The following is a 21765-nucleotide window of genomic DNA, read 5'->3' on the forward strand; positions in this document are numbered from 1 at the left end:
GGACCGGCTTCGGGCGGAACCTCAAACCCCCGGCAGGTCCGCAATCCAGTTCCTCACCATCCGTGCGGCTGTTTCTCCGGCCTCCGCGGGCCACCAATGGCCTGCATCCACTTCAACAATTCTCAGCCGCGGCACCCAGTCCTCCAGCCCCTCCACCAGATGGGGCGAGAGGAACGGGTCCCGCCGCGGGACTATCACCTGCACGGGAACCCGGCAGCGGGCCGACAGGGTTTGGGGCCGGAACCAGTTTGCCCGGTACAGGGCGAGGCCGCGAACACCGTTGTCGCCGATCCTGCGGCCGGAGAAGCGCTCGTACGGACGGGTCAGGAGCGTCCGCCACGCAAGTTCCGGCAGTACCGGCAACTGGAACCCGGCGACGTACAGGCTGCGCACGGCCTGTCCTGCCGCCTGCGGCCAGAGCGCGGGCCTGCGCAGCCTGCGCCCGAACCAGCGGTGAAGATGGCCCAGGTCCGGTCCCGAAATGCTGGTGAAGCTGAGAATCCGGCCCTCGGCACGAGCATCCTGGGCCGCCGCCCAGCCTTGGATCGATCCCCAGTCGTGTCCCACGAGGTGCACGCCCTCTGCCCCGGAGGCATCGATCACCGCAAAAAGATCGTCCACCAGGACGGGCAGGCGGTAGGCGCCGGGACGGGCGATGGGGGTTCGGGACGCCCCGGCATTGCGGGTGTCATAGGAGATGACGTGGCTGTCGGCGCTCAGGTGGGCGGCGACGGAGTCGAAGACCGAGTGGTCATCCGGGTAGCCGTGGATCAGCAGGACGGCCGGCCTCCCGGGCCCGTGCGGCGGGCCGTACGTATAGACGGCGAGTGTCGCATCGGGGCGCGCCAGCATCCCGTGCCGTTCATCGGCCTCCATCGGGGCCCTCCCTCGCAGCGCCGCGTGTTTCCGTCCGCCCAGCCTACGGCGGCATGGCGACCGCGGCGAGCACGGTGGTCCGCACCGGGAAACAGCAAGAGCAGGGCGGTGCGCATAACACAGCTGTCCACATGTTGAAACAATTGTCCGGATCGCGGACACATCTGACTAGAATTCATAAGTTATTCATTCGAGCGAAAGCCAACACTTCAATGTCCAAACCAGCATCAGTTACCGCGGGGGCGCCTGCCGCGCCGGTGAACTCCCGCGGCCGCGTCATCGTTGCCAGCCTTGTTGGCACGTCCATCGAGTTTTATGACTTCTACGTCTACGCCACGGCCGCCGTGCTTGTCTTTCCGGCGCTGTTCTTCCCGAATGCCAGCGGAGCCGTCGCTCTGCTGAGTTCGTTCGCGGTGTTCGGCGTGGCCTTCATCGCCCGCCCGTTGGGGTCCATTATTTTCGGACACTTCGGCGACAAGTTCGGCCGCAAGGGAACACTGGTGGCCTCCTTGCTCACCATGGGCATCGCCACCTTCCTGATCGGCTGCCTGCCCACCGCCCAGGTTGACGGCTGGTCCTTCTGGGCACCCGCCCTGCTGGTGGTCATGCGCTTCGCCCAGGGCTTGGCCCTCGGCGGCGAATGGAGCGGCGCCGCCCTCCTGGCCACCGAGAATGCGCCGGCGAATAAGCGGGCCATCTACGGCACCTTCCCGCAGTTGGGCGCCCCGATCGGCTTCATCATCGCCAATTCGCTGTTCCTGGTGCTGAGCATCAACCTCGCCAACGAAGAGTTCATGGCCTGGGGCTGGCGCATTCCGTTCCTGGCCAGCGCCGTGATGGTGATCATCGGCCTGTGGGTGCGCCTGAAGCTGGTGGAAACCCCCGCCTTCCAGAAGGTCGTGGACAAGGGCGAGGTCACCAAGCTGCCGCTGGGCCGGGTCTTCAAGACCAGCTGGCGCCAGCTGATCCTGGGTACGTTCATCATGCTGGCCACCTACGTGCTGTTCTACCTGATGACCACCTTCACGCTGTCCTACGGCACGGCGGCAACGAACGCCGAGGACGCCGCCGCCGCGGCCGAGGCCGCCGGAAAGCCGTTCGATCCGGACACCTTTGCCGCCGGGCTGGGCTATGCCCGCAACGACTTCCTGCTGATGCTGATCATCGGCGTGGTGTTCTTCGGCATCTTCACCCTGGTGTCCGGCCCCCTGGCAGAAAAGTACGGCCGCAAGAAGACGCTGATTGCGGTATCCCTGGGCATCATGGCATTCGGCTTCCTCTGGGTGCCGCTCTTCGCCGGCGGCTTCGCCGGCACCATGGCGCACCTGATCATCGGCTTCACGCTGATGGGCCTGACCTTCGGGCCGATGGGCGCAATCCTGCCCGAGCTGTTCCCGACGAACGTGCGCTACACCGGCTCGGCCGTGGCCTACAACTTCTCCTCGATCCTGGGCGCTTCGGTGGCTCCGTTCATCGCCGTCGCGCTGTGGCAGGCCGCCGGGGGCAGCACGGTCCTGGTGGGCCTCTACCTCAGTGGCGCCGCCGTCCTGACGCTGGTCGCCCTGCTGCTGACCAAGGAAACCAAGGACATGGACTACGAGAACCAGTCGAGCTGACCTTCCAGCCGGACTATCAGAAAGACCCGCGGCCGTGGCCGTGGGTCTTTTTGATGCCTTGGCGCAGGTGTGCCGCCGCCATGCAGGGCAAGCAAAAGGTTGCAGGCAAGCAAAAGGCCCGCCCTCCCCGGAGGGGCGGCGGGCCAGATGCCACTAAAAGGAGCAGTTTAATCGGCCAAGATTAAGCGGTTGTGCTCCTCCTCTTCGTGATGAAGCCCCAGATCACCAGCACGATCAGGGCGCCAATAATGGCCCAGATCCACGATTCGAGGCTGAAGAATTCGTTCATATCGGCGCCCATCACAGCACCGCCGATCCATCCGCCCAGGAGGGCACCGATGACACCGAGGACGAGCGTCGCAATCCAGCCACCGCCCTGCCGTCCGGGAAGGATCAGCTTGGCAATGGCGCCTGCAATAAGTCCAAGTAAGAGGAATGCTAGGAAGTTCATGAGGTGCATCTCCTTTGTTAGGTGCTACGTCAATTCTCCCGGTCAGGCCGGGTTCTGCTCCTTGGTAGGCATCACGCTACCGCATGGACAGCGTGCTTAGTAAGTTCCCGCGCCCACTTGGTACCTAAAACGTGACATGACTACAACCAGTGATACAGTCCGGCCTTAAAAGTGTGCGCCCTAATCCGCAATGGTAGCCAGCACGGCGCCGGCTGAAACGGTGTCCCCGGGCTTGGCGGCCAGCCCCAGGATGGTCCCGGACTTGTGCGCGGTGAGCGGCTGCTCCATCTTCATCGCCTCCAGTACGACGACGAGATCGCCTTCCGCAACCGTGTCGCCTTCGGCGACGGCGACCTTCACGATGGTCCCCTGCATCGGGGAGGCCAGCCCGTCGCCGCCGGCCGCGGCGCCGGCTGCGGAACCGGAACGGCTCCGTCCGGCGCGCTTGGGCTTGCCGTTGGACTTGGCGGGCGTGCCGGTACCGCCGCCGAGGCCGGCCGGGAGCACGACCTCCAGCCGCTTGCCCCCGACCTCGACGGTGACCCGCTGGCGTTCGCCGTCGTCGTCGGATCCCGCCGCCGGGACGGACTGGAACGCCGGGATGTCGTTGACGAACTCGGTTTCGATCCAGCGGGTATGGATGCTGAACGGCCCTTCCACGGGGGCGAAGGCCGGGTCGGCCACCACGGCGCGGTGGAACGGCAGCACGGTGGGCATGCCGCCGATTTCCATCTCGTCCAACGCGCGGCGGGCGCGCTCCAAGGCCTGGGCGCGCGTGCTGCCGGTGACAATCAGCTTGGCCAGCATGGAGTCGAAGTTGCCGCCGATGACTTCGCCGGCTTCGATGCCCGAATCCACGCGGACGCCGGGACCGGTGGGCAGGCGCAGGGTCTCCACCGTCCCGGGCGCCGGCATGAAGTTGCGGCCGGCATCCTCGCCGTTGATGCGGAACTCGAACGAGTGCCCGCGCACGTCGGGGTCGTCATAACCGAGTTCTTCGCCGCGGGCAAGGCGGAACTGTTCGCGGACCAGATCAATGCCGGTGACTTCCTCGGACACGGGATGCTCCACCTGCAGGCGGGTGTTGACCTCGAGGAAGGAAATGGTCCCGTCCTGGCCGACGAGGAATTCGCAGGTTCCGGCGCCCTGGTACCTGGCTTCGCGCATGATCGCCTTGGACGCCGTGTACAGGCGCTCGTTCTGCTCGGGGGACAGGAACGGGGCCGGGGCCTCCTCCACGAGTTTCTGGTTGCGGCGCTGCAGCGAACAATCGCGGGTCGAAATGACCACCACGTTGCCGTGCGCGTCGGCCAGGCACTGGGTTTCCACGTGCCGCGGCGAGTCCAGGAAACGCTCCACGAAGCATTCGCCCCGCCCGAACGCCGCCGTGGCCTCGCGCACCGCCGACTCGTAGGACTCGGCGATGGCCTCGCGGTCACGGACCACCTTGATGCCGCGGCCGCCGCCGCCGTAGGCCGCCTTGATGGCCAGCGGCAGGCCGTGCGCGTCGGCGAAGTCCAGGACTTCCTGCACGCTGCCCACCGGATCGGGCGTGCCGGGCACCAAGGGGGCGCCGACCCGTTCGGCGATGTGCCGGGCCTGGACCTTGTCGCCCAGTTGGGAGATGGCGTCGGGGGAGGGGCCGATCCAGGTCAGCCCGGCGTCGACGACCCGTTGCGCAAACTCTGCGTTCTCGGACAGGAAACCGTAGCCGGGGTGGACGGCGTCGGCACCGGCGGCCTCGGCCACCTGCAGGAGCTTGTCCATCATCAGGTACGACTCGGCGGCGGTGCTGCCGCCGAGTGCGTAGGCTTCATCCGCCAGACGGACGTGCAGGGCATCCCGGTCTGGGTCGGCGTAGACGGCGACCGAGGCGATGCCTTCGTCCCGTGCGGCGCGGACTATGCGAACGGCAATTTCACCACGGTTGGCGATCAGTACCTTGGTGATGCGCTGGGTCATTCAAAGCTCCTTCTATCCTTGAGGAGCCTAGCCTGCTTTTGCGGGATTCGCTCATGAACCATGCCGTTTCTGCGTGTGAGAGGGCGGTTCTTTGTAGGGGTCCTACAAAGCGGCCTGCGCTCAGCTCCAGAGGTCGGTGATCTGAACGCCGGCGCTGGACAGCAGCCGGCGCAGGGTGGATACCGAGAGGCCGACGACGGCATGCGGGTCCCCGTCCACCCGCTCGATGAAGGCGCCGCCCAGCGAGTCGATGGTGAACGAACCGGCGACGTGCAGCGGTTCGCCGCTGGCCACGTAGGCGTCGATTTCGGTGTCGGTGAGCTGGGCGAAATGCACCGCGGCGGAGGCGACCGCCCCTACGGTGGCCCCCGATCCGGCGCCGGGGCTTTCCTGCCCGCCGGCCTCGAAGGCGGTGGGGCGGCAGTCCACCAGCCAATGACCCGTGTGCAGCACCCCGTGCCGCCCGCTCATCCGATGCAGGCGTTCCCGGGCGACGTCCGGCTCATGCGGCTTGCCGTACGGCGCGCCGTCGAGTTCGAACACGGAGTCGCAGCCAAGCACCAAGGCGCCTTCGGCCGCGGGGAGCGCCGCAACAGCCTCGGCCTTGGCCCTTGCCAACAACAGCGCCGTGTCGTGCGGGTCGGTGATGCCGTAGCCCGCCGTGACCGCGTCCTCGTCAACATCCGAGACCAGGACCTCGTGCGCGATGCCGGCTTCGGTCAGGAGCTTGGTGCGGGCGGGGGAGGCTGAGGCGAGTATCAGGCGAAGATCGGTCATCCGACCAAGCTTATCCGGCGCCGCAAAGCGAACCCTGCTTAGGGTGTTTCCGCGCCGTGACCTGAGCGTAAAGAAGCGCCGCGGTTGGCCCCTGGACCGGTTGCCTGACCGTACGATTTCGGCGGGAGCTTCTCCCGCCGGAGAGTACGCCCCGTTAAGGGCCGAAGGGACCCGGCACAGATGAGGGCCGGTGCACCGTTGGGGGATGCATCGGCCCTCCTGTTTGTCCGCGCCTTGTCCGACGCCCGGCCGGAACCAGCCCGGGTCAGCCGGTGGCGGGCACCGGGTCCTCGCCCAGCAGCGCGCGCCGCAGGGTGTCCAGCCCGACCGAACCGATATTCAGCGCCTGGCTGTGGAAGGCCTTGATGTCGAACGCGTCGCCCTCGCGCAGGCGTCGCTCGTCGCGGATTTCCTCCCAGAGCTTTTGGCCCAGCTTGTAGGCCGGCGCCTGTCCCGGCCAGCCCAGGTAGCGGGCGAATTCAAAGTCCAGCTGGCCCTTGCTGATGGCAATGTTCTTGCGCAGGAACTCGTAGCCCTTCTCCGGTGTCCAGGCACCCGAGCCCCAGCGCTCCGGGATCTCCAGCTCCAAATGGACGCCGATGTCGAACACCACGCGCGCGGCCCGCATGCGCTGCGCATCCAGCATGCCCATCCGGTCGCCCGGATCGGCCAGGTAGCCCAAATCATCCATCAGGCGTTCGGCATACAGTGCCCAGCCTTCGCCGTGGCCGGAAACCCAGCAGATGTTCCGTCGCCAGTTGTTCAGCAGCTCGCGCCGGTAGGTGGCCGTCGCGATTTGGAGGTGGTGGCCCGGAACGCCTTCGTGGTAGACCGTGGTGGTTTCCTTCCACGTGGTAAAGCTGTCTTCGCCTTCGGGCACCGACCACCACATGCGGCCCGGCCGGGCGAAGTCGTCGCTGGGGCCGGTGTAGTAGATGCCTCCTTCATGCGTCGGGGCAATCATGCACTCCAGCCGGCGCATCGGTTCGTAGATCTCGAAGTGGCCGGCGAGCTCCTCAACGGCCTTGTCCGAGAGACGCTGCATCCACGCCTGCAGCTCGTCGGTGCCGTGCAGCTGCCGCTGGGGATCCGCATCCAGCAGAGCCATCGCTTCTTCGATGCTGGCCCCGGGCCGGATCTGCTCCGCCACGGCTTCCTGCTCCGCGATGATGCGGTCCAATTCCGCCACCCCCCAGGCATAGGTGGCTTCCAGGTCCACCGCAGAGCCCAGGAAACGGCGCGACATCAGGGCATAGCGTTCGCGCCCGACGGCGTCCTTCTCCGGTGCTGCCGGCAGCAGCTCGGCCTCGAGGAACGAGGCCAGCCGGCCGTAGGCGGTCGCCGCGGCGCCGGCGGCTTCGGCCAGCCGGTCGCGCAGGTCCTGGGACAGCTCGCCCTCTTCCGGGGCAGCCTGCCCCGCCAACGTGCGGAAGAAGCCGTCCTCGGCCGCGTACGCACGGGTCTGCTCGATCACGATCCGCACCTGCCGTTTGGCGGCGACCAGCCCGCGGTCCTTGGCCTCGCGCAGCGACGTCACGTAGCCGGCAATCGCGTCCGGAACGTGCGCCATGCGGCCGGCGATGTTGTTCCAGTCCTCGATGGTGTTGGTGGGCATCAAGTCGAAGATCGCGCGGATGTCCTGCGCCGGCGAGGCGATGTTGTTCAGGTCCGCCAGGTCCCAGCCGGTCTCGTGGATTTCGAGCTCAAGGCCCAGCCGCTCGTGCATCGCATCGAGGGTGACGCGGTCCACGTCGTCGGTCGGTTCCAGGTCCTCCAGCCGCCGGAGTGCCTCCCGGGTGGCCTCGGCGAAGGCCTCGGCGCCGGCAGGGGAGTAGTCCGGGTACTCGGTTTCATGTCCGGGGATGCCCAGGGAGGTTGCCAGCGAAGGATCCAACTCCAGCAGCTCCGCCGTGTAGGCGTCTGCGACGGCATCGATGGCGGACGGGATGCGCCAGGTTTCCGGGCTCTTGGTCAGTTCAGATGTCTGCTCAGTCACAGGGAGAGCCTACCGGCAACCCGCAGACCCGGCCACGCCAGCGCGCCTGTCCGCCGTCCGGCACCGGGCGGCCGGCCCAGCGGCAATCGTCACAGAATCGTAGTGTGCTGCCTCTGGCCCTGAGGTCCTGCCGCCCCATAGGTTGGGGGGTCAACGGCGAGGAGGGCAAAGTGCGCAAGAGGACGACGGCGGCGCTGGCGGCACTGGGGGTGGCGCCCGCCATGATGCTCGGCGCCTGCGCGGCGCCTCCGGAACTGCTGGCCGCGGACGGAGTGGCCCGGGCGGACGTGGCAGCGGGGGACTTTCCGGCCGAGGTCGAAGCGCTGCGGCGTTCGGCCTACAAGCTGGGAGCAGCCATGCTCGCGGCGGCGCCGGAGAAGAACCAGGTCACCAGTCCGGTGAGCCTGCTCTACGCCGTCGCCATGCTCCGCGCGGGCGCCGGCAGCACCACGGCCCGCGAGATGGATGCCGTGGTGGGGCTGCCGGACGAGCATCTCGAAGCCGCCATGAACGGGCTGTCGGCGGAGTGGGAAGGCTTCGACGGCGATCCCAACTCGGTCGACGAGGAGGAGCCACCGGCCCGGCCGCTGCTGCACCTGGCCAACGGCGTCTTCGTGGACGAAGGGACGCCCACCGGCGAAGACTACCTGCACACCCTGGCCCGGCATTACGGCTCCGGCGTTTACCCGGTGGACTATTCGGATCCAGCGACCAAACAGGCCATGGATGCATGGGTGGACCACCACACCGGCGGCCGCATCACCGAGGCGCCCGGCACCTTCGACCCGGGGAACACGCTGACCCTGCTCAACGCCGTCTACTTCGCGGCCGCCTGGGAACAACCGTTCGACCCGTCGGCCACGGAGGACGGCGGTTTCACCACGGCATCCGGCGAGTCGGTCGAGGTACCCATCATGGGCAATCTGGTGCAGGCCTGGTACGCCCGCGGGAACGGCTGGCAAGGCCTCGACCTGCCGTACAGCGACGGATTCGTGATGCGCCTCGTTTTGCCCGACGACGGTGCACCGGCCATGGACGAGGCCGGACTGGTGGAGGTGGCGACGGTGATGGACAGTGCCGACGAGGCCATGGTCGTTCTCGAGCTGCCCCGCTGGAACCACACGCACCGGCAGGACCTGCTGCCCATCCTGCGCGGGCTCGGACTCGCCGAAACCTTCGGCCCGGATCCCGATTTGGAGGCCATCCAGCCGGACGCCTCGGTGACCGGCGCAGCCCAGCAAGCCAACATCGCCGTCGGGGAAAAGGGGACAGTCGCAGCGGCCGTGACGGAGCTCGACGTGATCGCCGGTTCGCTGCCACCGCTGCCCGACGTCGAGCTTTCGTTCGACCGGCCCTTCCTCTACCAGATCATCCACCTGCCCACAGGTTTTCCGCTTTTCCTCGGCACGGTCTTGGATCCGCGCTGAGAGCCCGGAAACCCGTACCGCGCCCGTCCCCGCAGTGAAGCGGCAGCAGTACCAAGCCGGCCGGGAGTCCGTGACCCCCGGGCCGCGGCGGCATTACCGCAGGGCGTGCCCTCTGGGGAGCCGGCTACCGGAAGGTGTGCCGCCAAGCGCCGGGGCCGTGCGAGACGAACGGGCGCAGCAGCGGCCGGCGGTTTCGCCGGGGCTTGCTCTGCGGCGAGCCGGACACCCCGGATGACTGCAGGGCGGCGACGACGGCGGTCAGCGCGGCTAGTTCCTCGGCATTGGGATTTCCCTTGGCCACGGTCAGCAGCGGATGCGGCCGCATGGCGTCATCGGCCTGCGGCACCGCGGCGGTGCCCGAAGACTGTGTTGTATTCATGTCTGACCACCGGCTCATAGCGGAATGTTCCCGTGTTTCTTGTGCGGCATGGTCGCCCGCTTGTCGCGCAGCGCCCGCAGGCCGCGCACCACTTGAAGGCGGGTGTCGGACGGTGCGATCACGGCGTCGACATAACCGAGTTCGGCAGCCTGGTACGGGTTGAGCAGCTCTTCCTCGTACTGTGAGATGATCTCCTGCCGGCGGGCCTCGACGTCGCCGCCTTCGGCAGCCACTGCGGCCAGGTCGCGGCGGTAGAGGATGTTGACCGCGCCCTGGGCACCCATCACGCCGATCTGGGCGGTGGGCCAGGCGAGGTTCAGGTCGGCACCGAGCTTCTTGGAGCCCATCACAATGTAGGCACCCCCGTAGGCCTTGCGGGTGATGACCGTAAGCTTCGGCACCGTGGCCTCGGCGTAGGCATAGAGCAGTTTGGCCCCGCGGCGGATGATGCCGTTAAACTCCTGGTCCTTGCCAGGCAGGAAGCCGGGCACGTCCACCAGCGTGAGGATGGGAATGTTGAAGGCGTCGCAGTGGCGGACAAAGCGGGCGGCCTTTTCGGAGGCGTTGATGTCCAGCGTGCCTGCGAACTGCATGGGCTGATTGGCCACGACGCCGACGGTGTGCCCCTCGACGCGGCCGTAGCCGATGATCACGTTCGGCGCATACAGCGACTGCATTTCCAGGAAGTTGCCGTCGTCGACGACGTGCTCGATCACCGTCCGCATGTCGTACGGCTGGTTGGCCGAATCCGGAATCAGTTCGTCCAGGGTCAGGTCGTCGGCGGTGAGGTCGAGTTCCTCCTCGAAGTCCAGCGGCGGAGCCTCGGCCAGGTTGTTCGAGGGAAGGAACTCGAGCAGCTCACGGACGAATTCGACGGCGTCGGATTCATCGGCGGCCAGGTACGTGGCGGTGCCCGTCGTGGCGTTGTGCTGGCGCGCCCCGCCCAGCGTTTCCATGTCCACTTCTTCGCCGGTGACCGTCTTGATGACGTCCGGTCCGGTGATGAACATGTGGCTGGTCTTGTCCACCATCACCACGAAGTCCGTCAGGGCGGGGGAGTAGGCGGCCCCACCGGCGCACGGGCCCATGATCAGCGAGATCTGCGGCACCACGCCGGAGGCGGCAACGTTGTTGCGGAAGATGTCGGCGAACATCGCCAGCGACGCCACGCCCTCCTGGATCCGGGCGCCGCCGCCGTCGTTAATGCCGATGACGGGGCATCCGTTGCGCAGGGCGAATTCCTGCACCTTCACGATCTTCTCGCCGTTGACCTGGGAGAGCGAGCCGCCGTAGACGGAGAAGTCCTGGCTGTACAGCGCCACCAGCCGCCCATCGACGGTGCCGTAACCGGAGACGACGCCGTCGCCGAGCGGCTTCTTTTTCTCCATGCCGAAGGCGGTCGACCGGTGCGTGGCAAAGGCATCGAACTCGACGAAGGATCCTTCGTCCACCAGCATTTCGATCCGTTCCCGCGCGGTGTTCTTGCCGCGGGCATGTTGCTTCTCGATCGCCTCGGCGCCGGAAGGCTGCAGGGACTGCGCCTGGCGGCGGCGGAAGTCCGCAATCTTGCCTGCAGTGGTCTGCAGATCAAGGTCTTGGTCGAGGCTCATGAATTCTCCGGATTCTGCCGAGGGTGTCGGATGCGGCGCTCTGCAGGCTGCTTAAGTAGGTTTCGCACAAAACAGCAGGGCGCAGGCGCGCCGCTGAACCAAGTCTAGTGAGCATGGGCGTCAGGCCACGTGTAGGAACCCTACAATTTCGCCGCAAGTGCTTTTGCCCGGGGAACCCCGCGGATCGCGGCCTGCCGGCAGCCCCCGTGCGGTCGGCGGTCAGTAGGATGGGACACATGAGCCCGAGTTTTTCCGACGTTGACCGACCGGCCCTGGATTTCGACGGCCTCAGCGACGCTCTCTGCGCACCCCTGGGCCCGTACCGGAGGCTCGAACTGGTGGAATCCACCGGCTCCACCAACAGCGACCTGGCGGCCAAGGCGGTCGCGGACAAGGTGGGATGGTCGGACCTGAGCGTCCTGGCCGCCGAGATGCAAACCGCAGGCCGCGGCCGGCTGGACCGGCAATGGAGCGCTCCGGCCCGCTCGTCGGTGATCGTGAGCATCCTGCTGCGCCCCTTCAATCACGCCGGCCGGCCCGTGCCGACCCAAAGCTACGCCTGGTTCTCACTGCTGGCCGCCGCCTCGCTCGCGGAGGCGCTCGGCGAGTACGCGCAGCTGAAGGCCGAGGTCAAATGGCCCAACGACGTCCTGGTCTCCGGCCGCAAGATCGCCGGCATCCTGGCCCAAATCGTGAGCTACCCCGACGGCTCGCCCCCCGCCGTCGTCCTCGGCACCGGCCTCAACGTGACCCTCTCCAGGGATGAGCTGCCGGTTCCCACCGCCACCAGCGTCGCGCTGGAAAAGGGCCGGACGACCGACCGGAACATCCTGCTGATGTCCTATCTGCGGGTCTTCTCGCAGCGCTACCGGCAGTTCTGTGATGTCAGCGGCGACCCGGCGGCCGAATGGGACGACGGATCCAGCCTGATCGGCCGCATGCGCGACGTCATGGTCACCCTGGGACAGCAGGTGCGCGCCGAGCTTCCGGACGGGAAACACATCATCGGCGAGGCCTTCGGCCTGGACGCTTACGGTGCCGTGAAAATCCGCGACGCGGAAGGCACAGAGCACGTCGTGACGGCCGGCGACGTGGTGCACCTCCGGCCGCACGAAGGCCCCTGAGTTGCGCCGGAGGCCCTGCGGGAACCGGGAGCCGCGTTGCGGCTGAAACTGGATCCGGGGGAGCGCGTGATCGTGGTGACCCGGCCGCAGGCACGGAAGCTTTCCTGGCCGGTGGCGGCAGCGCTGCTGGTGCTGGGAGTCGGCTCCTACCTGCTGGGCAACCTGAGCCGTCCCGGCCCGCCGGACTGGGTGGTCGAGTCGCGCCCCTTGCTGCTCGCCGGACTGGCCGTGATGGTGGCGGCGCTGCTGTCGCGACTGTTCCTCCTGCCGCTGCTGCGCTGGATGAGCACGCGCTATGTGCTGACCAGCCGGCGGCTCCTCATCCGCGAGGGCGTCGGGCGGCGGCATGAACGCCAGCTGCTGCTGGTGGCCATCGCCGAAGTCCGCAGCGAGCAGTCCATCATCCAGCGCACCCTGCGCAGCGGCAATCTCACGATCGACCTGGGGCACGGACGGACCAGCACGCTGGTTGACGTACCGGAGGTCCACCGGTTCAGATCGTTGGTGGTGGAGGCCATTGAGGAGCTGCCACGCACCGCCATGTTTGATGGTGTAGACATGGAAACGGAAACAGAGTGGAACAGCTGGGACAGCTGACAGGGAGGAAAGCACAGGATGGACATCAGCAGCGGGCAGGATGAACCGCGCCGGCCACCGGTTCCGCGTGATCCCGAGCTGCCCCATCTGCTGCGCCGCGAAGTGCCGCCGCCGCCCGCGGACGAACCGGACGAAGGGCTGGAGGAAACCCGCCCGGAGGACCCCGAACCTGTGCTGGAGCCCGAGCCGGCACCGGAAGGGCACCACGCCCCCGGCGGCCACCCGACGGGGGAGCCCGAGCCGCTGACCTTGTCCATGCCCCGGGTGCCGCTGCCCACCCCCGCGCCGGTCGCCGAGTCCAACGGAAAGGTGGACCGGCAGGCCATCAAGGATCTAGAGATCCGGCTGTTGGGTTCCGAACGGACCATGAAGCGCCGTGAAGTGGCTGCCGGGGCAGGAGTGTCGCTGCTGTCGGCCCGCAAAATCTGGCGTGCCCTGGGGTTCGCCAACCTCGGGGACGAAGACCTCGCCTTCACCCAGGCCGACCTGGAGGCCTTGACCACCATCATCGACCTGGTCCGCGAGGAGCGGCTGACCGAAGAAGCGGCGATTTCGATCACCCGGTCGGTCGGCCAGATGACGGACCGCATGGTGGTCTGGCAGGTGGAGGCGTTGGTGGAGGAGATGGTGCACCAGCGGGGGCTCACTGATGCCCAGGCCCGCCAGCGGCTGGTCCATGAGCTGCCGAACCTGATCGATTCCCTGGAAAAGCTGTTGCTCTACTCCTATCGGCGACAGCTCAACGCCGGGGTTGCCCGCCTGACCGTCCGGTCCGAGGCCGCCCTCCGAGCCGGAGCCGGGGCAGGTGGCGACGCCGATTCGCTGCCCCTGCTGCGGGCCGTGGGTTTCGCGGACCTGGTGTCCTACACGAGCCTGTCCCGCCAGATGAACGAGAAGACCCTCGCCCAGCTGGTCCAGCGCTTCGAAAACCGCTGTGCCGAGATCATCTCCGTGGGCGGCGGGCGCCTGGTGAAGACGATCGGCGACGAAGTCCTCTACATCGCGCCCTCCCCGCAGGCCGGGGCCGAAATTTCGCTGGCCCTGGCGAAGGCCATAGGCGACGACGACCTGCTGCCCTCGGCGCGGGTGGCCATGGTGTGGGGCAGGGTCCTTTCCCGGCTCGGCGACATCTACGGCCCCACGGTCAATCTCGCCGCCCGCCTGACCACGCTCGCGGAGCCCGGCACCGTCCTGGTCGATGCGTCCACCGCGTCCACGCTCGCCGGGGATGAGAGATTCGTGTTGATCCCGCAGAAGGTGCGCACCGTCCGTGGATTCGGCGAGGTCAACCCGGTCACCGTTGCCCACGGCACCGGCCAAGGGCTGGTTGTCGACTAGGTCCAGGCTCACCGGACGGTACCGCAACGAGGCGCTCGACGCCCGGGCACGGCACCGCCGCCGACGCCCGGGCACGGCACGCCGCCGTCGCCCGGGCACGGACCGCCGCCGACACCCGGGCACGGCACCCCGCCGACGTTCCAGGGCGAATGGCCGGCAGGGGAGTCCTCCCCATGCCTCGGGTTTACGCTCGATGGTTATACGTGCAATAGTCGGTAAGGGCCCTTGGCCACCAAGGGCCGTCTTTGGGTGCCTTATCGGCGTGTTCCTCCGGAATTCCCCGGGGCGCCGACGGGGAATCGGCGCGGGATCACAAAGGAATCAGGGCATTGCGGGGAAGAATGTTCGGGCGGACGCGGCGGCGCAAGACGCTCGCATCGACGACGACGTTCTCTGTGGCGACGGCGCTGGTGGTCGGCGGGGCCATCTACTACCAAGGGTTCCCCACCGCCGACGTGGATTTGAATGACGGCGGGGTGTGGGTCACCAACAACAGCCAGGGGATGGTAGGCCACCTCAACTATCAGTCCCAGGTGCTCGACGGCGGCTTCAGTGCCAACAGTGACGGCTTTGATGTCCTGCAGAACGCCGGCACGGTGTTCATGGAAAACCAGGACCAGTCGATGCTCAGCCCGGTGGACGTGGCGCAGATGGAGCGCGGGTCCGAACAGCAGTTGCCCGGCACCGCCGACGTGGCTTTCGGCAACACGCTGCTGTCCATCACCGACACGGCCAAGGGCCAAGTCTGGATCAGCCCGGCCGACGAGTTGGGGTCGTTCAATGAGGAAACGGCCGAGCCGCTGCTCACCGACGCCAAGGGCAGCGTGGCCACGGTCTCGAGGCAGGACACCATCTTCGTTGCCGATCCGGCTGCCGGCGAGGTCGCCCGCTTCGAAGTCAACGACGAAGGCGTGCCCGAACGCACCGGCGGGCACCGGGTGGAGTCGCTGGCCACAGCCGGGGATCTGCAGATAGCCGCCGTGGGGGAAGAAGCGGTGGTCTTCGATACCGACTCGGGCCTGCTGGTTCTCCCCGGCGGCCGCGAGGTCACCGTGCCGGACGCCCGCGGCGGCGCGCTTCAGCTCAGCGGCGACGAGAGCCCGTTCGTGGCGGTGGCAACCGAGTCGGCCCTGATCAAGCAGCCGCTGAACGGATCCGACGCAGCCATCGTGCCGCTGGAAGGCACCGGAACACCGGCCGCACCGGTCCAGCTCGCCGGATGCCTGCACGCGGCCTGGGCCGGCGTCAACCACTACCTGCGGGACTGCAGCGACGACGCCGATGATCTCGCGCAGCCGATCCTGGGGATCGGTGCGAACGCGTCGCTGGTCTTCCGGGTGAACCGGGACATCGTGGTCCTCAACGACGTGAACGCTGGAAACGTCTGGCTGGTGCTCGAAAACATGCAGCTGGTGGACAACTGGAGCGACCTGATCCCGCCGGAGCAGGAGAACGAAGAGGACGAAGAGGACTCGGCGGACGAGAACCCGGTCAACACCCTGCCCGACCGCACCGAGGAAAACCAGCCGCCGGTCGCCCAAGACGACACCTTCGGCGTGCGTGCCGGCCGCACCACCACGCTGACCATCCTGGACAATGACTCCGACCCCGACGGCGATGTGCTCACCGCCCGCGTGATCGGCGACGGCCCGGTCGTCGGCGAGGTGCAGGGCATCTACGACAGCACCGGACTGCAGATCGTGGTCAACGGCGACGCGGGGCCCGGCCGGCACACCTTCAATTACGAGGTGGACGACGGCCGGGGCGGCACGGACACGGCGCGGGTAGCGATTGACGTGCGCGCCGAGGGCAGCAACCTGCCGCCGGAAGCGAAGCGGAAGACCACCATCCTGGTGGAACAGGGCCGGGAGATCAGCCAGAACATCCTCAGTGACTGGATCGACCCGGACGGGGACGACCTGTTCCTGGTCGACGCCGACAACACCGCCGACGGCGACCTGGTGCGGACCCGGCCGGACGGGCTGCTGACTTTCCAGGACGTCGGGAAGACGTTTGGCAAGAAGGACGTCACGGTGCGGGTGTCCGATGGTTCCGAAACCACCGAGGACGTGGTGGTGTTCGACGTCCGCCCGCCCGGAGCGCTGCCGCCCTTGGCCAACGCCGACCACTTTTCCGCGACCGTGGGCCAGGAAATCCAGATCGCGCCGCTGAAAAACGACCAGGACCCCAACGGCGGGGAACTCCGGCTGGCCAAGACCGGCTCCGCGCCGAACACCTCGATCGCGCCCGACTACGACGCCGGCACGGTGAAGTTCACGGCCGATGCCGCCGGCGCGCACTACTTCACCTACCTCGTCACCAACGGGCCCTCCAGCACCACCGGCCTGATCCGCATCGATGCCACCGAGGACGACGGCGGCGGCGCGCCGGTAGCCGTGCGCGACGTTGCGCTGCTGCCGGAGAACGGGCAGGTGCTGGTGGATGTGCTGGCCAATGACACCGACCCCGCCGGCGGCGTCCTGGTCGTGACCTCTGTGGACGCGGACGGGGCGCCTGTCGCCGTCGAGGTGCTGGACCACAACATTTTGCGCCTCTCCGACGTGAAGGGGCTGCACGAGCAGACCACCATCCGGTACACCGTGTCGAACGGCTTCGCCTCGGCCACGGGCGAGGTCAGCGTGATCTCCGTGGCCGGCCAGGACAAGCCGCTGCCGCCGCAGGCCGAGGCCGACACCGCCACCGTGCGGGCCGGCGACGTCGTGACCGTGGAGGTGCTGGCCAACGACACCGATCCGAACGGCGACACCTTGGAGCTGATGGAAGAGCTCGCCGAGACCCCGGACCCTGCCGACGGCCGCATCTTCACTGCCGAGAACACCGTGCGCTTCATCGCCGGGCAGCAGGCCAAAACGGTCTACGCGGTCTACGAGGTGACCGACCCCACGGGACAGAGAGATTCGGCCCAGCTGAGGATCAACATCCTCCCGCGCGACGACGAGTCCAACTCCCAGCCCGCCCCCAAAAACCAAGAGGCCCGGGCCATCGCGGGGTCGACGGTCCGGATTCCCATCCCGCTGAACGGCATCGATCCCGACGGCGACTCGGTGTACCTGACGGGCATTGGTAAGGCTCCCGCCCAGGGCGCGGCCGTCGCCGGGCCCAACTACATCGACTACACGGCATCGGCGCAGGGCGCGGGAACCGACACCTTCACCTACCAGGTCAAGGATAGGCTGGGCGCCGTCAACACGGCCACGGTCCTGGTTGGCATCGCCCCCGCGCCGGAGAGCAATCAGAACCCGGTGGCGCTGGATGACGGGATCGAGATCCGGCCGGGCCGTACGGTGGCCGTCGACGTGCTCACAAACGATTCGGACCCGGACGGTGACCCGCTCCAGTTGGCCCCCGACAAAATCGTCGGCACGCCCGAGTCGATTGCGGCCAAGGCCGAAGACGGCCGCGTCTATCTGACAACCCCGGCCCAGGAAGGCACGGTCAACGCCCGGTACACGGTGGGCGACGGCCGCGGCGGCTCCGCCGTCGGGACCGTGACGGTCCAGGTGAGCGAGGACGCCCCGCTGCAGGCGCCGCTGGCCCGCGATGACCGGGTGGAATCGGCCGACATCAAGGGGCGCACCGCCGTCGACGTGCCGGTGCTGGAGAACGACGAGGACCCGGACGGCGTGGCCAAGGAGCTGGACGTCCTGATTGATGGTGACTATCCGACCGCCCGGGCGGTCGCCGACGGCCAGGTCAACGTGGAGCTGACCGACGCGGTCCAGCTGATTCCCTACACCGTCCGGGACGTGGACGGGCTGCAGGCCACCGCGGTCATCTGGGTTCCGCCGCTGGGCGAGCAGTATCCGGTGCTGCGCGACAACACCCCGCAGGACGTGACGGCCGGCGAGGAACTGCAGCTGGACCTGACCGAACTGGTGGAAGTCCGGCCCGGCCGCACCCCGCGGATCACAGTGGCCGAGAATATCCGTGCGATCGGCACCAGCGACGACGAATGGATGGCCGACGCGAGCACGCTCAGCTACAAGGCGGACCGCGACTACGCCGGCCCCGGCTCCATCACGTTCGAGGTGACCGACGGAACGGGCCCCGACGACCCCGAAGGGCTCAAGTCCACGCTCACCATCATGACCAAGGTGATCCCGGCCGAGGACCGGAATTTCCCGCCGGAGTTGACCACCGGAACGCTGGAGGTCGCCAAGGGCGAAGACGCCGTCAGCTACGACCTGCGCCCGCTGGCCAGCGACCCGAACCCCGAGGACCTGGAAAAGCTGCAGTTCGCCGTCGAGGGCGGGACGCCGGAAGGATTCGACGTCAGCCTGGAGGGCAGCGTGCTGCGTGTCGCGGCAGATGCCGCGCTCCAGACCGGCGCCACCGGCGTGGTCAACTTCTCCGTGAGCGACGGGCGCTCCGATAAGGTGACCAGCCGGGTGGGTGTGCGGGCGACCGCCTCCACCCGGCCGCTGCCGGTCGCCAACGACGACGAGGTGCCCGACGCCGTCCAAGGCGAAGCGCTGCCGGTGGACGTGCTCGCCAACGACGTGAACCCGTTCCCGGAAACCCCGCTGACGATCGTCAGCGCCGTGGCCGGCAACGGGGGCACCGCGGAGATCGACGGGGAACGGATCATCGTGACGCCCGGCGCCGACTTCTCCGGCACCATGACCGTCGAATACACGGTGGAGGACAAGACCCGCGAGGGGAGCCGGCAGGCAACGGCGAACGTCTCGCTCGTGGTCAAGGGCCAGCCGGAGACGCCCGGCACGCCGCTGATTGACTCGGTCCGCAACCAGAGCGTGGTGCTGTCCTGGACGGCGCCCAGCGACAACGGCGCGCCGATCACCGGCTACACGGTGAATGCGGTGGGCGGGGGCTTCAGCCAGCAGTGCGCGACCACCACCTGCACCCTGACCGGTTTGCAGAACGACGTCGAATACACCTTCACGGTGACGGCGGAGAACAGCGTGGGCACGTCCGACCCGTCCGCGGAGTCAGCGGTGGCGCGGCCGGACGTCCGGCCGGCGACCCCGGCCGCCCCGCAGTTGAAGTTCGGCGACAAGTCACTGGACGTCAGCTGGACCGCCCCGGCCAACGAAGGCTCGGCCATCGAGAGCTACACCCTGGAAATTTCGCCGGCGCCGCCGAGCGGCCAGCTGCAGAAGAACGGCCTGACCGGCACCAGCTACAGGTGGGAGGGACTGGAGAACGGCCAGGCCTACGAGGTCCGGGTGCAGGCGCACAACCGCGCCCCGGAACCGAGCGACTTCAGCGCCTACTCCGCCGCAGAGGTGCCGGCCGGTCCGCCCGCCGCTCCCACCGCTCCTGCCACCGAACGGGTGAAATCCGTGGGCGACCAGAGCCAGCTGAAGGTGAGCTGGGCCGCGCCGACCAACAACGGCGGCGAGATTCTCGACTACACCGTGCGCGAATATCAGGGCGGCGCCCTGACCCGGACCTTCCCCGCGGTGGGCGCCACCTCGCAGACGGTGACGGCGCCTAACTCGGAGACCGCCTACACGTACACCGTCACGGCCCGGAACAAGGCCGGGTCGGGCGAGGCCAGCCCGCAGTCCAACCCGCGGCGGGCGGTCGGGGCACCGGAGGCCCCGACCGGAGCCTCGCTGAGCGAAGCGGATACCGGCGGTGCCGGACGTGCGGTGACGGTGTCCTTCAACGAACTGACCGCCGCGCAGCGCAACGGCGCCCAGGCCGGCGAAGTCAGCTACCGTGCCCATTTCAGCGACGGCCGGACCCTGGCCATCGCAAACGGCCAGAAGGTGGGAGGCTTCACCAACGGCAAGGCCGTCAACGTGCGCATCACCTCCGTGGCCAACAGCGACGGCGCGAGCTACTCGAGTGCGCCGAGCGCCGCGTCCAACAACGCGACGCCGTATGGGGCTCCGGGCACGCCGAGCGTCTCCGGACAGAACGGCGCGCCGGAACAGAAAAGCGTGACATTCAGTTGGAGCCCGCCTGCCTTGAACAACCACGACGTGTCCCAAATTCAGGTGCGCATTAACGGGCAGGGTAAATGGCAGGATGAAAGTCTGTCCGGCACCAGGACCGTGAACACCGAAGGATACAGCGAGAACGTGACGTTTGAAGTTCGTTCGGTCAACTCCCGGAGCCAAGCGGGAGATATCGCCGCGGCATCGGCGATCAGTGGTAATAAGCCGGCACCGAAAACGTGGGACCTTATGGTCGGGGGAGCAGTAACTTCGCTGGACAACGGCTATCGCAGTTGCATGGAGAACCTCTCCTTGACGAGCAGGAACTTCAACGGTGGGAGTTGCAACGGCGAGCACTGGGCCAACACTCACGGGGAAAAGAAGGACTCGGACCGCACTGTAGTCACGGCGAAGTGCTACATAATCGGAAGCGACAAGACCAAGTGGTACCAGCAGGTCTATGCGACGCCGTCTCGCGCCCATAACAACGGTCTGGTGGTCAAGGGTATTCATGTCCAGTGGGGAGGCCGAGCGCTGGGCTCGAACCAGCCAGACGGTATGCCACCGTGCGGCTAACGCCTTCGCCAACGTGATGTGGGCAGGCTAGAGCAGTCCGCCCCTCCGTAAAGTAACCAAAGGTATCAAAACGGATGCAACACGAAGAGAGACCGGGAACAGCATGACGATGACTTCCGAGCAGGCCGAGTGGTTCGCCGAGACGTTCGGGAAGCTGGCCGCCAACGTCGGCCAGGCCGTGCTTGGTAAAAACCAGGTGGTGCGGTTGGTGCTCACCGCCATGCTGGCCGAGGGCCACGTGCTGCTGGAGGACGCCCCGGGAACCGGCAAGACGATGCTGGCCCGGTCGCTGGCCGCCACCGTGCAGGGCTCGAACTCGCGCATCCAGTTCACGCCGGACCTGCTGCCCTCGGACGTCACCGGTATCACGATCTACGACCAAAAGACGCAGAAGTTCGAGTTCCACAAGGGCCCGATCTTCGCCACCGTGGTGCTGGCGGACGAGATCAACCGCGCCTCGCCGAAGACGCAGTCGGCGCTGCTGGAAGTCATGGAAGAAGGCCGGGTGACGGTGGACGGCGTGACCTATGACGCCGGGCGACCCTTCATGGTGATCGCCACGCAGAACCCGATTGAGCAGGCCGGCACGTACCGCCTCCCGGAAGCCCAGCTGGACCGCTTCCTGATCAAGACGTCGATCGGCTACCCGGACCGCGCGTCCACGGTGGAATTGCTGGCGGGAGCCGGCACCCGCGACAGGTCGGCGGCCCTGACGCCGATCATCACCCCGCAGGCCGTGCGGGACATGGCTGATCTCGCGGCCACCACCCACGTGGACCTGTCGGTACTGGAATACGTCTCCGCCCTGTGCGAGGAAACCCGCAACGCGGCCGAGTCTCGCCTTGGCGTGAGCGTCCGCGGCGCCCTGGCCATGGTCCGGGCGGCCAAGGTCTGGGCCGCCTCCCAGGGCCGGAACTTCGTGCTGCCGGACGACATCAAGGAACTGGCTCCGGTGGTCTGGAACCACCGGTTCGTGATGGACCCCGAGGCGGAGTTTGCCGGCGCCACCCCGGAGGCCGTGATGTCGCGCGTGCTGGCCGACGTGCCGGCTCCCCAGCAGCGGGTGACGGTCTAGGGCCGTGCCGACGGAAGATTTCCGACCGGACGCG

General features: G+C 67.6%; 14 protein-coding genes. 7 read left to right on the forward strand and 7 right to left on the reverse strand.

Translation table 11 applies throughout. The features are described from left to right. Window positions 1-21: 21 nt before the first annotated feature. Window positions 22-876: an alpha/beta fold hydrolase gene (locus AC5RW2_RS02575; protein WP_494001335.1), complete on the reverse strand. Its 855-nt coding sequence runs from the start codon at window positions 874-876 to the stop codon at window positions 22-24. 212 nt (window positions 877-1088) lie between these two features. Between AC5RW2_RS02575 and AC5RW2_RS02580 the strand changes: the two genes are divergently transcribed. Then, the gene (locus tag AC5RW2_RS02580) at window positions 1089-2492 is read left to right on the forward strand and encodes an MFS transporter (protein ID WP_494001334.1); all 1404 of its coding nucleotides are present in this window, start codon (window positions 1089-1091) and stop codon (window positions 2490-2492) included. A 181-nt stretch (window positions 2493-2673) separates the two neighbouring features. Here AC5RW2_RS02580 and AC5RW2_RS02585 read toward each other — a convergent pair whose 3' ends face one another. The 4 genes from AC5RW2_RS02585 to AC5RW2_RS02600 all read right to left on the reverse strand — a co-directional run bounded on the left by AC5RW2_RS02585 (window position 2674) and on the right by AC5RW2_RS02600 (window position 7678). Then, a complete protein-coding gene (locus AC5RW2_RS02585) occupies window positions 2674-2943 on the reverse strand; it encodes a GlsB/YeaQ/YmgE family stress response membrane protein (protein WP_493977616.1) in 270 nt (89 codons plus the stop codon). 180 nt (window positions 2944-3123) lie between these two features. After that, window positions 3124-4905, reverse strand: coding sequence for an acetyl/propionyl/methylcrotonyl-CoA carboxylase subunit alpha (locus AC5RW2_RS02590; protein WP_494050225.1), 1782 nt, complete (start codon window positions 4903-4905; stop codon window positions 3124-3126). A gap of 120 nt (window positions 4906-5025) precedes the next feature. Next, window positions 5026-5682, reverse strand: a complete 657-nt coding sequence (locus AC5RW2_RS02595) for a Maf family protein (protein WP_494023732.1) — start codon at window positions 5680-5682, stop codon at window positions 5026-5028. A 265-nt stretch (window positions 5683-5947) separates the two neighbouring features. After that, window positions 5948-7678, reverse strand: coding sequence for a DUF885 domain-containing protein (locus AC5RW2_RS02600; protein ID WP_494014273.1), 1731 nt, complete (start codon window positions 7676-7678; stop codon window positions 5948-5950). A gap of 170 nt (window positions 7679-7848) precedes the next feature. Between AC5RW2_RS02600 and AC5RW2_RS02605 the strand changes: the two genes are divergently transcribed. Next, on the forward strand, window positions 7849-9105 hold the full coding sequence (locus AC5RW2_RS02605; RefSeq protein ID WP_494073649.1) for a serpin family protein: 1257 nt from the start codon (window positions 7849-7851) through the stop codon (window positions 9103-9105). 124 nt (window positions 9106-9229) lie between these two features. Here AC5RW2_RS02605 and AC5RW2_RS02610 read toward each other — a convergent pair whose 3' ends face one another. Together AC5RW2_RS02610 and AC5RW2_RS02615 are read right to left on the reverse strand one after the other, a co-directional pair. Beyond that, window positions 9230-9484: an acyl-CoA carboxylase epsilon subunit gene (locus tag AC5RW2_RS02610; protein WP_494002529.1), complete on the reverse strand. Its 255-nt coding sequence runs from the start codon at window positions 9482-9484 to the stop codon at window positions 9230-9232. A 14-nt stretch (window positions 9485-9498) separates the two neighbouring features. Then, window positions 9499-11094 carry an acyl-CoA carboxylase subunit beta gene (locus AC5RW2_RS02615; RefSeq protein ID WP_494002528.1) on the reverse strand — a complete coding sequence of 532 codons (1596 nt, stop codon included), beginning with the start codon at window positions 11092-11094 and terminating at the stop codon, window positions 9499-9501. Between the two features lie 236 nt (window positions 11095-11330). Here AC5RW2_RS02615 and AC5RW2_RS02620 point away from each other — a divergent pair, with 236 nt between their 5' ends. From AC5RW2_RS02620 to AC5RW2_RS02640, 5 genes are all read left to right on the forward strand, one after another. Then, entirely contained in the window at window positions 11331-12218 is an 888-nt protein-coding gene (locus AC5RW2_RS02620; RefSeq protein WP_494014271.1) for a biotin--[acetyl-CoA-carboxylase] ligase, read from the forward strand. Window positions 12219-12254: 36 nt separating this feature from the next. Then, window positions 12255-12815, forward strand: coding sequence for a PH domain-containing protein (locus AC5RW2_RS02625; protein WP_494073650.1), 561 nt, complete (start codon window positions 12255-12257; stop codon window positions 12813-12815). Window positions 12816-13070: 255 nt separating this feature from the next. Then, window positions 13071-14153, forward strand: a complete 1083-nt coding sequence (locus AC5RW2_RS02630) for an adenylate/guanylate cyclase domain-containing protein (RefSeq protein WP_494002542.1) — start codon at window positions 13071-13073, stop codon at window positions 14151-14153. A gap of 341 nt (window positions 14154-14494) precedes the next feature. After that, window positions 14495-20656: an Ig-like domain-containing protein gene (locus AC5RW2_RS02635; RefSeq protein WP_494073651.1), complete on the forward strand. Its 6162-nt coding sequence runs from the start codon at window positions 14495-14497 to the stop codon at window positions 20654-20656. Window positions 20657-20759: 103 nt separating this feature from the next. Beyond that, on the forward strand, window positions 20760-21731 hold the full coding sequence (locus AC5RW2_RS02640; RefSeq protein WP_494073652.1) for an AAA family ATPase: 972 nt from the start codon (window positions 20760-20762) through the stop codon (window positions 21729-21731). The last annotated feature ends 34 nt before the right edge of the window (window positions 21732-21765 follow it).

The organism is Arthrobacter sp. B0316-1-20, from assembly GCF_059091865.1.